Origin of the sequence: Pseudomonas sp. NPDC099000 (genome assembly GCF_044759925.1) — a bacterium.
Classification (GTDB): Bacteria; Pseudomonadota; Gammaproteobacteria; order Pseudomonadales; family Pseudomonadaceae; genus Aquipseudomonas.
Genome location: NZ_JBIWAF010000019.1, coordinates 41371 through 53962 on the forward strand (window position 1 = coordinate 41371; position 12592 = coordinate 53962).

At 59.1% G+C, this 12592-nt stretch carries 14 protein-coding genes; 6 read left to right on the forward strand and 8 right to left on the reverse strand.

Going from position 1 to position 12592, the window contains the following annotated elements:
• The first annotated feature begins 90 nt into the window (after positions 1–90).
• The 4 genes from ACIQV9_RS20390 (at position 91) to ACIQV9_RS20405 (ending at position 2402) form a co-directional block, all read left to right on the forward strand.
• The gene (locus ACIQV9_RS20390) at positions 91–693 is read left to right on the forward strand and encodes a hypothetical protein (RefSeq protein ID WP_403104965.1); all 603 of its coding nucleotides are present in this window, start codon (positions 91–93) and stop codon (positions 691–693) included.
• Positions 694–843: 150 nt separating this feature from the next.
• A complete protein-coding gene (locus ACIQV9_RS20395; protein WP_403104968.1) occupies positions 844–1209 on the forward strand; it encodes a YbaY family lipoprotein in 366 nt (121 codons plus the stop codon).
• A 76-nt stretch (positions 1210–1285) separates the two neighbouring features.
• Entirely contained in the window at positions 1286–1684 is a 399-nt protein-coding gene (locus ACIQV9_RS20400; protein ID WP_403104970.1) for a YbaY family lipoprotein, read from the forward strand.
• 28 nt (positions 1685–1712) lie between these two features.
• Positions 1713–2402, forward strand: a complete 690-nt coding sequence (locus ACIQV9_RS20405; RefSeq protein ID WP_403104973.1) for a DUF4197 domain-containing protein — start codon at positions 1713–1715, stop codon at positions 2400–2402.
• A 69-nt stretch (positions 2403–2471) separates the two neighbouring features.
• Here ACIQV9_RS20405 and ACIQV9_RS20410 read toward each other — a convergent pair whose 3' ends face one another.
• The 3 genes from ACIQV9_RS20410 to ACIQV9_RS20420 form a co-directional block, all read right to left on the reverse strand.
• Entirely contained in the window at positions 2472–2861 is a 390-nt protein-coding gene (locus ACIQV9_RS20410) for a DUF6124 family protein (RefSeq protein WP_403104976.1), read from the reverse strand.
• A gap of 483 nt (positions 2862–3344) precedes the next feature.
• Positions 3345–6410 (reverse strand): efflux RND transporter permease subunit, encoded by a 3066-nt coding sequence (locus ACIQV9_RS20415; protein ID WP_403104978.1) that lies wholly within the window; start codon positions 6408–6410, stop codon positions 3345–3347.
• A gap of 6 nt (positions 6411–6416) precedes the next feature.
• The gene (locus tag ACIQV9_RS20420; protein WP_403104981.1) at positions 6417–7517 is read right to left on the reverse strand and encodes an efflux RND transporter periplasmic adaptor subunit; all 1101 of its coding nucleotides are present in this window, start codon (positions 7515–7517) and stop codon (positions 6417–6419) included.
• A 93-nt stretch (positions 7518–7610) separates the two neighbouring features.
• Between ACIQV9_RS20420 and ACIQV9_RS20425 the strand changes: the two genes are divergently transcribed.
• Entirely contained in the window at positions 7611–8249 is a 639-nt protein-coding gene (locus ACIQV9_RS20425) for a TetR/AcrR family transcriptional regulator (RefSeq protein WP_403104983.1), read from the forward strand.
• 117 nt (positions 8250–8366) lie between these two features.
• Here the strand turns inward: ACIQV9_RS20425 and ACIQV9_RS20430 are convergent, their stop codons facing one another.
• The gene (locus ACIQV9_RS20430) at positions 8367–9149 is read right to left on the reverse strand and encodes a class I SAM-dependent methyltransferase (RefSeq protein ID WP_403104986.1); all 783 of its coding nucleotides are present in this window, start codon (positions 9147–9149) and stop codon (positions 8367–8369) included.
• A gap of 93 nt (positions 9150–9242) precedes the next feature.
• Between ACIQV9_RS20430 and ACIQV9_RS20435 the strand changes: the two genes are divergently transcribed.
• The gene (locus ACIQV9_RS20435) at positions 9243–9863 is read left to right on the forward strand and encodes an energy transducer TonB (RefSeq protein WP_403104989.1); all 621 of its coding nucleotides are present in this window, start codon (positions 9243–9245) and stop codon (positions 9861–9863) included.
• A 3-nt stretch (positions 9864–9866) separates the two neighbouring features.
• Here ACIQV9_RS20435 and ACIQV9_RS20440 read toward each other — a convergent pair whose 3' ends face one another.
• From ACIQV9_RS20440 to ACIQV9_RS20455, 4 genes are read right to left on the reverse strand one after another with little or no spacing between them, the layout of a single operon-like run.
• Complete coding sequence (locus tag ACIQV9_RS20440; protein ID WP_403104991.1) at positions 9867–10562, reverse strand: extensin family protein; 696 nt, start codon at positions 10560–10562, stop codon at positions 9867–9869.
• 2 nt (positions 10563–10564) lie between these two features.
• Complete coding sequence (locus tag ACIQV9_RS20445) at positions 10565–11386, reverse strand: oxaloacetate decarboxylase (protein ID WP_403104994.1); 822 nt, start codon at positions 11384–11386, stop codon at positions 10565–10567.
• A 33-nt stretch (positions 11387–11419) separates the two neighbouring features.
• A complete protein-coding gene (locus ACIQV9_RS20450; protein WP_403105108.1) occupies positions 11420–12280 on the reverse strand; it encodes a DUF72 domain-containing protein in 861 nt (286 codons plus the stop codon).
• On the reverse strand, positions 12277–12582 hold the full coding sequence (locus ACIQV9_RS20455) for a hypothetical protein (protein ID WP_219097639.1): 306 nt from the start codon (positions 12580–12582) through the stop codon (positions 12277–12279). The genes ACIQV9_RS20450 and ACIQV9_RS20455 overlap by 4 nt, the downstream gene beginning before the upstream one ends.
• Positions 12583–12592: the final 10 nt, after the last annotated feature.

The window sequence follows — 12592 nt, forward strand, 5'->3', positions numbered from 1 at the left end:
CCTGATAATGACTATAGGAACAAGGATGTTCTTATAATCTGTCAGTCATGGATTAATAGAGGCCCATTTAATTCCGATACGGATATCGCGATGAGCCAATCAAATAACACCACCCCCTACATCACCTTGACATTTAGTTTGCCTGAAGACTTTTCACCCCCTAGCGATGGCGAAGGTGAAACTTACATAAGCGTTCAAACTGCCAACACTTCCATCCCGCTCAACGTAGTGCAATTCCGGGAACCGATACTGCGCAGCGGACGCTGGAACTTTTCGTTTGCACACAACTATTCCGATGTCAGCGTCAAATACCTCGTGACGATCAACATGACCCATAACGGCGTTCCTTTGCTGATTGATCTGGACTACGTCGTGATCGTCCATCGCGCACCGCACCGACAGACCCTGCATCTGAGCCCGATTGGCCGTCTCTACATCCAGGCGCAAGCGCCCCGAGCGGTCGAACCCGAACATGCCGTCACCCTTGCCGCCCACGAGCACGACGACACGCAGGCACTCGTCACCCAAATCCATGTCAGCGAAAAAATGGCAGAGGCGTTTTATCTGGAATACGATCCAGCCACTGTTGTTCCCGGCAAGCGCTATACCCTGACCGCCACTGAAAACGAATACCAGAATTCAATAGCGGTATATCCGGGATCCGTTGTATTGAAACCCTTCAGCATGGCTTGAAAGACGCTCAACCTATTTATCTTCGTCGTTTCGTTATCTCGCTGCCTATTCGCTCAGCAAGTCAGGAAATGCCCTACATAGAGTTCGTTGCTCTCGGCGATATGCTGACGACTCGTCATTTCCGACGATGCATTTGATAAGGAAATCAAAGTGAGCAACGACTACGAAAAGAGCATCAGCGGCACCGTGCACTATCTACTGAGAGTTGAGTTACCAACCAACTCGACACTTCACGTCAATCTGTTGGATGTCACCTGCGCAGAGGCCCCCGCCAAAGAACTCGCCCGGCAAGTCATCCCTCACGCAGAAACAACCGGTTTGGACTTTACCTTGCTGTACAAGATGGCCGATGTCCTGCCTGACCACCGCTATGCAATCCGTGCACGGATCGAAACCACCGAACAAGTGATCTTCGCGACCACCAAAGATCACGCAGTGCAGTTGGGTGTCGATCACCTGCGTCCTGAGGACGTTATTGTCCGCAACGTTCGTACCAAACCAGACGGTAACTTCTAAGCCCTGCACTGAAAAAATCCGTTAAATTGTCGTTGGCGCCGGTCTTCTTCGGGCGCCAGGGACAAGGATTCAATTCATGAAAAAACGCTCGCTTCTGGGACTGGCCGCTTTGCTCAGTGCCTGCCAAACCCTGCAACCTGCCGTAAAAACCAGCCTCGATGGCGAAGTCTTCTACCTGCAACGCATCGCCCTGCCGCCGAGCGCCACCTTGAGCGTCAGCCTGCAGGACGTGTCCCTTGCGGATGCGCCCGCCGTTATCCTCGACGAGCAGCAAGGCCCGGTCAAAGGCCAGGTGCCGCTGCCGTTTCATCTGAGTTACGATCCGGCCCAGGTCAAACCCGGCCATCGCTATTCGGTCAGCGCGCGCATCGAAGTCGACGGCAAACTGATGTTCATCACCACCGAACACCATGCCGTACAGCTTGATGGCCGCGATCCGCAACCACTGAAAATCCGCGTCGACGCCGTTCGCTAATTTCTCTTTTTTGAACAAGGAAGCCGCCATGCTCCGCCCTACCCTTCGCTTCGCCGGCCTCTGCGCAGGCTTGATGATCTCCGCCAGCGCACTGGCGCTGTCGCTCAATGACCTGTCGCAAAAGGACGCTACCGGCGGCCTCAAAGACGCCCTGACCCAAGGTGCGCAACTGGCCGTCAAACAACTCGGCACACCGGGCGGCTTCAGCAACAACCCGGACGTGAAAATCGAACTGCCGGGCAAACTGAGCAAAGTCGCCAGCAAAATGAAACAGTTCGGCATGGGCGACCAGGTCACTCAGCTGGAAACCAGCATGAACAAAGCGGCCGAAACCGCCGTGACCCAGGCCCAACCGATTCTGGTGGACGCCGTGAAGAAGATGAGCGTCGAGGACGCCAAAGGGATTCTCAGCGGCGGCAACGATTCGGCCACCCAGTACCTGAGCAAAACCAGCCGCGAACAAATTCGCGTCAAGTTCCTGCCTATCGTCAAACAAGCCACCGACCAGGTCGGCCTGGCCAAGCAATACAACACCTTCGCGGGTCAAGCGGCGACGATGGGTGTGCTGGATGCCAAGAACGCCAACATCGAAAGCTACGTGACCGAGCAGGCGTTGAACGGCTTGTTCGAGATGATTGGCAAACAGGAAGAAACCATTCGCCAGAATCCTGCGGCTGCGGCGACGAGTTTGGCGAAGAAAGTCTTCGGTACGCTTTAATTCCAGGCAATTGAAACTCGCAAAAAAGCCCACTGATCTTTACAGATCAGTGGGCTTTTTCCGTTTGTGCTACTGGTGAGGATCAACCTGATCCAGAACGCGATTTACCGATAACTCCGCCAGCGAAATCATCTGTTGAACCGCCAACATAAGATTGCATGTCGGTCCGTTCAGACCGAAGGCTAACTCACTGGCCATCACATTTGCCGAAGCGAGGGTTTCGCAGGCGTGAGCCAAAAGGGTTTCGGAATCGACGTTGGGTGCGATGACGAAAACCGAGCTGGGACGACGGTCGGCTTTAGCCTTTTTTTCGGGTGGTGGCGCCAAATAGTGATCAAGAGCGCGAATTGCCGCGTCGTGGAGTTTTTTGGAATCGAGAAAGGCGTAAGGGGAAACCGGGTCGGTTTCTATTTCCAGTTCTGCTTCCGTGTCTGGAGGATTTGGGCTGTCTTTAATCATTGTGTAGCTCCTGAAGTAGTGGAGCTGTCACCGTTCGCTGCGAAACGAACATAAGGTGGCAGCTGTACGCAGGTTCGCAGACCGGGACTTCAGGAACCCGGCAGATCCGAAGATCTCCCGCGCACAGCCGCCATAACACAGGCATAAAAAAGCGCCCGCTTTCGGATGGTGGACGCTGTGCGTCTGAAGTTTAACCGGGCTGCGAAACCCGGTCGCTGCTTTTTGCAGCGACATCCAAAAGCCTAGAGATCGCGCTTCCGACAGACAACCTGAAAATTTCGTGGGAAGGTTCTGATGTTTTGGCAGATCTTTAAACATAGTCGCCTGCCAGATCGCCATCGCGGGCAAGCCCGCTCCCACAGGGTTTTGTGTCGTACACGGTATTTGTATTGCCTGACACGACGCCATCGCGAGCAGGCTCGCTCCCACAATTTAGAGCGGCGAACGTCAGCAAGAGAGCGGGCGGCCCGAAGGCCGCCGAGATTACACAGACTCTTTCTTGATCCTGAACCACGCCGCATACAATGCTGGCAAAAACAGCAGCGTCAGCGCTGTCGCCACGATCAATCCGCCCATGATCGCCACCGCCATCGGCCCGAAGAACACGCTGCGGGACAACGGAATCATCGCCAGCACCGCCGCGAGCGCGGTCAAAACAATCGGCCGGAAACGCCGCACTGTGGCTTCGATAATCGCTTGCCACGGCTTGAGCCCGGCGGCGATGTCCTGCTCGATCTGGTCCACCAGAATCACCGAGTTACGCATGATCATCCCGGACAGCGCGATGGTCCCGAGCATCGCGACAAAACCGAACGGCTGACGAAACACCATCAAGAACAGCGTCACGCCAATCAAGCCCAGCGGTGCGGTCAGGAACACCATCACCGTGCGTGAAAAACTGCGCAGTTGCAGCATCAGCAAGGTCAGCACCACCACAATGAACAGCGGCACGCCGGCCTTCACCGAGTTCTGGCCACGGGCCGAGTCTTCCACCGTGCCACCAACGTCCAGCAAGTAACCGTCCGGCAGTTCGGCGCGAATCGGGTCGAGGGTCGGCATGATCTGCTGCACCAGCGTCGCTGGTTGTTCCTTGCCGTAGATGTCAGCGCGGATCGTCACGTTCGGCAGGCGATTACGGTGCCAGATGATGCCTTCTTCGAAGCCATATTCCAGTGTCGCGATTTGCGACAGTGCCACGCTGCGGCCGTTGTCGGTCGGCACCGCCAGGCTTGGCAGCAACGACAGTTCGGTGCGTTCATGCAAGGTGCCGCGCAGCAGGATCTCGATCAACTCGTTGTCTTCGCGGTACTGGCTGACACTGGAGCCGGTCAGGGAGCTTTGCAGGAACTTCGACAGGTTCGCCGTGCTCACGCCCAGCGCCCGGGCGCGGTCCTGATCGACGTTCAGGTAGACGACTTTGCTCGGTTCTTCCCAGTCCAGATGGACGTTCACCACGTGCGGGTTCTCGCGAACCTTGGCCGCCACTTTGCGGGCCAATGCGCGGACTTCCTCGATGTGCTCACCGGTCACCCGGAACTGCACCGGATAGCCGACCGGCGGACCATTTTCAAGGCGTGTGACCCGCGAGCGCAGGGCCGGGAATTGTTCGTTGAGGGTTTCAATCAGCCAGGTGCGCAGGATTTCACGCTCCTCGATAGTCTTGGCCAGGACCACAAACTGGGCGAAGCTCGCCGCCGGCAGTTGCTGATCCAGCGGCAGGTAGAAACGTGGCGAACCGGTGCCGACGTAGGCCACATAGTTGTCGATACCGGCGTGGTCCTTGAGCAAGGCTTCAAGGCGTTTAACCTCGTCGGCGGTGTTGCTCAGGGACGCGCCTTCGGCGAGTTTCAGATCGATCATCAATTCGAGTCGACCCGAGGCCGGGAAGAATTGTTGCGGCACAAAGCGAAACAGCACGATGGAGCCGATGAACAACACCGCGGTCAGCACGATGACGGTTTTACGCCAGCGCACGCACCACTCCACCAAGCGTCTGACCCGCTGATAGAAGGGAGTGCCATAAGGGTCGGGCTGACCCGTGCCATGTTTGGCGGCATGAATCTTCGCCAGGTCCGGCAGGAGTTTTTCCCCCAGATACGGCACAAACACCACGGCTGCAATCCACGAAGCCAGCAACGCGATGGTCACCACCTGGAAGATCGAACGGGTGTATTCCCCGGTACCCGACTGCGCGGTGGCAATCGGCAGGAAACCGGCGGCGGTAATCAGGGTGCCGGTGAGCATCGGGAACGCGGTGCTGGTCCAGGCATAACTGGCGGCCTTGATGCGATCGAAGCCCTGCTCCATTTTGATCGCCATCATTTCCACGGCGATGATCGCGTCGTCCACCAACAAGCCCAACGCCAGCACCAACGCGCCGAGGGAAATCTTGTGCAGGCCGATGCCGAGGTAATACATGCAGGCGAAGGTCATCGCCAACACCAGCGGAATAGCCAGCGCCACCACCATGCCGGTGCGCACGCCGAGGGAGAAAAAGCTCACCAGCAACACAATCGCCAGGGCTTCCACCAACACCTGAACGAACTCGCCGACCCCGGTTTTCACCGCCGCAGGCTGATCGGACACCTTGCGCAGCTGCATGCCGGCCGGGAGGTTTTTCTGGATGCGGTCAAACTCGACTTCCAGCGCCTTGCCCAACACCAGAATATCGCCGCCGTCCTTCATCGCCACGGCCAGACCGATGGCGTTTTCCGCCATGAAGCGCATGCGCGGTGCCGGTGGATCGTTGAAGCCGCGACGCACGTCCGCCACATCGGAAATGCGGAAGGTGCGATCACCGACGCGAATCGGGAAGTTCTTGATCTCGTCGACTGTCTGAAAATTCCCCGAAACCCGTAGCTGCAATCGCTCGCTGGTGGTTTCAAAGAACCCGGCGGTGGACACCGCGTTCTGCTCTTCAAGGGCTTGCTGCACGGCGGCCAATGGCAAACCGAGTGTCGCGAGTTTGACGTTGGAGAGTTCGATCCAGATCTTCTCGTCTTGCAGCCCGAGCAGATCGACCTTGCCCACATCCTTCACTCGTTGCAGCTGGATCTGGATGCGGTCGGCGTAATCCTTGAGCACCGCGTAATCAAAACCGTCGCCGGTCAGCGCGTAGATATTGCCGAAGGTGGTGCCGAATTCATCGTTGAAAAACGGCCCCTGGATACCCGGCGGCAAGGTATGCCGAATGTCACTGACCTTTTTGCGGACCTGATACCACAGCTCCGGGATTTGCACCGAATGCAGGGAGTCACGGGCAATGAAAGTCACCTGGGATTCGCCGGGGCGCGAGAACGACACGATGCGTTCGTATTCGCCAGTTTCCATCAGTTTCTTTTCAATGCGTTCGGTGACCTGGCGCGAGACTTCCTGCGCCGTGGCGCCCGGCCAGTTGGTGCGGATCACCATGGCTTTGAAGGTGAACGGCGGGTCTTCGCTTTGGCCGAGCTTGGTGTAGGAAAGCGCGCCAACGACGGCCAGCAAGAGCATCAGGAACAGTACGATCTGGCGATTGCGCAGCGCCCATTCGGAAAGATTGAAACCCATCGGGGATTACTCCTTGTCCGCCAGATTGACCACGCGGTTGGAGCGATCCACCGGACGCACTTGCTGCCCTTCGAGCAGGACATGGACGCCAGCGGCCACCACCCAGTCGCTGGCATTCAGACCTTCGAGCACCGGCACGGTTTTCTCGCCGAAGGCGCCGACCCGGACCGGGGTTTTCTTCAAGGTATTGTTGGCACTGACGACCCAGACGTAGGTCGCGCCGTTTTCCGCCGTCAGTGCCGACAGCGGCACAGACAGCGGTATCACGTCAGCGGTCTGGACGAATACCCGGGCGCTCTGGCCGAGTTCGGCCGGGACCTTGCCGCCGGTGAATGAAATGCGGGCAGCGAAGGTGCGCGACTTGGGATCGGCAGCGGGTGACAGCTCACGGATGCGCCCGGCGAAACGCTGGTCGGGTTGGGTCCAGAGTTCTACCGACACCGGCTGACCGACCTTGAAGCGGCCAAAGTTCTGTTCCGGCAAGCTGATCGACACCTCGCGCTCGCCATCGGTGGCGAGGGTAAACACGGTTTGCCCCGCCGCCACCACTTGCCCGACTTCAACTGCGCGTTTGGCCACCACGCCATCCTGAGGCGCACGCAGCACTGCGTAGCTGGCCTGATTGGTCGACACGTTGAATTCGGCTTTGATTTGTTTGAGGCGCGCTTCACCGGATCGGTAAAGATTTTCGGCATTGTCGTACTGCGAACGGCTGACCATCTGACGGTCCATCAGGGTCTTATAGCGATCACGCTCGGCGCGCACCAGGCTCAGATTGGCTTCGGCGGCGGCAACCTGGGCACGGGTGGCTTCCAGTTGCAGGCGTACGTCCTGAGGATCGAGCTCAGCCAGAGGCTGATCGGCCTTGACCCGCTGCCCCTCTTCAACCAATCGTCGGCTGACTTTGCCGCCAATGCGAAACGCCAGGTCCGGCTCATAGCGAGCCCGCACTTCACCGGGATAGCTTTCCATTGCCTGGGCCGAAGGCTCTGGCTGCACCACCATGGCCGGGCGGACAGTGGCTTTCGGCGCCTCTTCGTGGCCACACGCAGACAATAAAAACGCCAGACTGACTGGCAACGCGAGGGGCAAGGCATAGCGGAACATGGTGAAGGACCTTTCGCTAATGGTGCTTGGAATAATTATACTGGCGAGTATGTTATTAATAGCAAACTCACCAGTCCAGTATTAAAGCGAAGAATGTCGAACAATCTTTCAGCACCCAACGGCCCGGGCCGCCCCAAGGATCTGGCCAAGCGCCAGGCCATCCTTGATGCGGCGAAAATTCTGTTTCTGAGTAAGGGTTACGCCAGCACCAGCATGGATGCCGTGGCGGCAGAAGCCGGCGTGTCGAAGCTGACGGTCTACAGCCATTTCAACGACAAGGAGACGCTGTTCTCCGCCGCCGTGATGGCCAAGTGCGAAGAGCAGTTGCCCACGCTGTTTTTCGAGTTGCCGGACGGCATTTCCGTAGAAACGGTGCTGCTGAACATCGCACGTGGCTTTCATCAACTGATCAACAGCGATGAATCGGTGAACCTGCATCGGCTGATGATGGCTCTGGGCAGCCAGGACCCGAAACTCTCACTGATCTTCTTCGAGGCCGGGCCTGAGCGCATGCTGCAGGGCATGGAGCGGTTGCTGACCAAGGTGGATCAGAGCGGCGCGTTGAGCATCGATAAACCGCGCAATGCGGCCGAGCATTTCTTCTGCCTGCTCAAGGGGGCGGGGAATTTCAGGCTGCTTTATGGCTGTGGCGAGCCGTTGACCGGGGATGCGGCCGAGAGCCATGTGCAGGAAGTCGTGGGGTTGTTTATGCGGGCGTATCGACCGTACTGATCGTTCCCACGCTCTGCGTGGGAATGCCTCAACGGACGCTCCGCGTTCGGCTTTGAAGGAACGCGGAGCGTCCCGGGCTGCATTCCCACGCAGAGCGTGGGAACGATCAGTGTTGAGTCAGGGCTTGAGCGCTTTCTTCGGATAAATGTCATACCGACTGGATTTCCCGTCCAGCGCATGACTTGGCTTCGGCCCTTCGATGCACGGCGCCTTGCGCGGGCGCTTGACCACCACCCGGTGGCTGGCCAGTGCCAATGCGGCTTCGAGCAGTGCCGGCGCATCGGGATCATCGCCGACCAACGGCCGGAACAGTCGCATTTCCTTCTTCACCAACGCCGTTTTCTCACGGTGCGGAAACATCGGGTCGAGATAGATTACTTGCGGCGGCTCGCCTTCCCAGTTGCGCATGACCTCGATCGAGTTGCCCTTGAGCAACTTCATCCGCGCCACAATCGGTGCCACGTCGAAATCTTCCGCACCACGGGCCAGACCATCCTCAAGCAGCGCCCCTATCAGCGGCTGACGCTCGATCAAGCTCATCTCGCAGCCCAGGCTCGCCAGCACGAACGCATCCTTGCCCAACCCCGCCGTGGCATCCAGTACACGCGGACGCACACCCTGGGCGATGCCAACCGCCTTGGCGATCATCTGCCCGGCGCCACCGCCGAACAACCGACGATGCGCCGCGCCACCTTCGACGAAGTCCACCCGCACCGGCCCTGGTGCGTCCGGCCCGAGTTGTTGCAGCTGCAAACCCTGTTCACCCACCTGCAAGGCAAACTCGCCGTCATCCACGTGCAAAGGCAAGCCCAGGCGTTCGGCCCACTGCTCGGCTTGTGGCTGAAACGCCGGGGCCGAGGCCTCGACATGGATGCGGCAGGCCGCAGGTTGCTCAATCATGGGAAAACACGCTCAAAAAATTAATGATCGGCAAAAACGGCCGATAACAAAACTAACGAGCATTTTGCCAGAGCTGAGCGTCGACCGAGAAAAATGTCAGGCATTCAATCCACATCCGTAGGCTACATATCGCGTCATGGCGATTATGGCCTGCGAAATTCACAGGCACTGAGCGGCGTCAGTCACCTGTGGCAGGATTTTTTTGCCCAGGCCCTGGCCGAACAGTCGACCGATGTGGTGCCGGCGTGTGGGACGTTTCCACCGGTTGATCTCGACAGCCCGGTCGAGCCTACAGTTGGCAGCGAGCTGCTGGCGCACATCGTCAGCCAGCGCGAATGCGATGTGAAAGAAACCGAAGTCAAACCACCCGAGCCGCTGTTCCTGCCGATTGCCGAGTTCGAAATGGACTTGGCCGACAAGCCTTTCCCGCCGTTCCCGGCTGAAGAAATCGTCGCCCAGCAGAAACAACAAGACTTCGAAAGTGGCTGGGTGCGTCCGATCGTGCTCACCGCCGGCCAGCCTGTGCCTGAAGCCGGCCCGGCGCCACAACCGCGTCCACTGCACTTGCCGATTGCCGAATTCGAACTCGACCTGCTGGACAAACCGTTCCCGCCGTTCTCCCCCGAAGAACTGGTCGAGCAACAAAAACACTTCGATTTCGATACCGGCTGGGCTCGCCCCATCGTCCTGCAAAACCTGCGCATCGCCGCTTAAGCCTCAGCGACACACCCACCACGGCCCGACATCGACATGAAAGTGATTGCGATGGGCGGCGTTGTAGTCCGGGCTCAACACCACACTGAACAGTCCACAGGCGCCATCGCGAACCTGGCGCAGAAACCGTGCGTCCTGATTATCCTTGGGCCAATCTTTGAGCACGCTGATGGCTCGACCATCCGCCAGGCGGAAACCGGCGATGTCTAGCGCATCGGCGCTGGCGTGCTGGCTTCGCCTGCCGTTTTCGCGGCCGTAGACGTTGCGACAGGCGAAGCTGCCGAGGTGATCGACACGACTGACGGGCTGCCCATACACCGCTTGCGCGGCGGGTTGCAGGGCATGGTGTTCGAACAGGGCAAACGACACCGCCAGGCGGCAACTGGCGAGAAAGCTGCTGCTCAGCGCGACATCGCCGCCCTGCACCCGCAAGGTGTTGATCAACGGACACGTCGCACCGGGGCTGTCAGCCTGATGCGTGACGCGTAATCCGGAGCTGCTCAAGGCTTGATCACACAATTGCGGATCATCGCGCAGGCGCATCAGTTTGTAGCGCGTCAGAAAGTTCGGTTCGGCTTTCACGTCCAGCGGCGCCCAGGGGTTCCACTGGGGTGGCAGCGAGATCCAGCCGCGCCAGACGCTCACGCCCGCCGCAGCGATCATCAACAGCATTAACAACAGCCACCACCGAAACCGCATCGTCAGCCTTTGAACAATTGATTGGCCTTGGCGTATGGCATGGACCGCGACGTGAACCCGAAGGTGCCCGACGTCTTGATCTCTTCGGCGGCGCGGAAAAACTCGCCATAGGCTGCCAAGGCCAGTGCCGAACCGACGCTGATGCGTTTGACGCCCATCTCGCTCAACTGCTGGACCGTCAATTTGAGTCCGCCGGACATCAACACGTTGACCGGTTTCGGCGCCACGGCGCGGACCACCGCCAACACGTCTTCAGCGCTGCGCAGACCCGGTGCGTACAACACGTCGGCGCCCGCCTCGGCGAACGCCTGCAAACGGCGGATAGTATCGGCCAGGTCAGGATTGCCGTGCAGGAAATTCTCGGCGCGGGCGGTCAGCGTAAAAGGGAAAGGCAGGCTGCGCGCCGCTGCGACGGCAGCTTCAACGCGCGCTACGGCATGCTCGAAACAGTAGATCGGCGCGTCTTCACGGCCGGTGGCATCTTCGATCGAACCCCCGACCGCACCGGCCGCCGCGGCCTGCAAAATACTCTGTGCGCATTCAGCCGGGTCGTCCGCGAAACCGTTTTCCAGGTCCACCGCCACCGGCAGTTCGGTTGCCGCGACAATCGCCCGCACGTTCGCCAGCGTATCGTCCAGCGTCAACCCACCATCGGGGCGCGCGTTGGAAAAAGCATAACCGGCACTGGTGGTCGCCAGCGCCTCGAAACCCAGGCTGGCGAGCATCTTCGCCGAGCCGGCGTCCCACGGATTGGGAATGACAAAAGCGCCCTCGCGTTCGTGCAGTGCTTTGAACGCCTGGGCTCGAAGGGTTTGCGCATCCATTGGCAGGCTCCTGAAAAGGGGATCGAATCCGCCTCAGAGCAGGCCAAGTTGCTCGGCGGCGGGCTCTCTGTATAGCTCAGGCAACGGCGGCAAGCCAGGCAAACGCACCATCAGTTTTGCGTGAAAACGTTGCGCCAGTCTGGCGGCCAGCAGGTTATCGGCGGTGTGCAGGAAGATGTAGGGCGTGCGGCCCTCTTCGATCCACACGGCGATTTTCTCGACCCACGGCTCCAGGAATGGATCGTTCGCTTCAAGCTGCGGATGGCCGATGAAGCGCACCTGCGGAAATTGGGTAAACGCTGCCGGACGCGGAGGCACCCTGGGCTTTTTCGATTGGGCATGGAGCACTGAAGGATCGGTCGACGTGCAGCTGAACAGCGCTCGCGGATCAAGGCAAATGCGTTCTACGCCACGGTCCAGCAGCAGGCGATTGAGCATGCGCTCGCTATCACCTTTGGCGAAGAATTCGTCATGCCGCACTTCCACGGCCAGCGGTCGCTCAAGCGCATCAATGAAGCCGGCCAGTTCGGGCAATCGGTGCGGGGTGAAGCTTTTCGACAATTGCAGCCACAGCGGCGAAACCCGTTCACCGAGCGGGCTGAGCAGTTGCAGGAAGGTGTCGGCGGCGGTCATTTGTTCGCGCAGGTCACCGCCGTGGCTGATGTCACCGGGAAACTTGGCGGTGAAGCGAAAGTGTTCGGGCATGGTTTCGGCCCAGCGTTGCACCGTGCTGGCAGCCGGACTCGCGTAGAAGGTCGTATTGCCTTCTACGGCGTTGAATACTTGGGAATATAGATTAAGAAATTCGGCGGGTTTGGCGTCCGGCGGATACAGATAATCGCGCCAGGCGTTTTCACTCCAGGATGGGCAGCCGAGGTAGTAAGGCAGCATCAGATGTACAGGTCGAGGCCCATTACATCCGTATCCCAATCGACAAAACCGGCGGTGCTCAGGTAGCTGGCGAGTGCCGTGGCGACGCTTTTGCTCATGGCGCGGTGGTAGATCATGTCTTGCTGACGGGCCGGGAGATTGCTCAGGCGTTGCGCGGAGGCTTTGGCGGCACGGGCGGCCATTTGCTCTTCGGACGGAATTTCCAGCTCGCCGTCGATATCGACGTAGTCGTCATCCGCCACAGGGCCTTTGCGAGGCTTGCGCTTGATGGGGTAGGACTGGGAGGAAACGCCGTCTATACGCATGAGTACATGT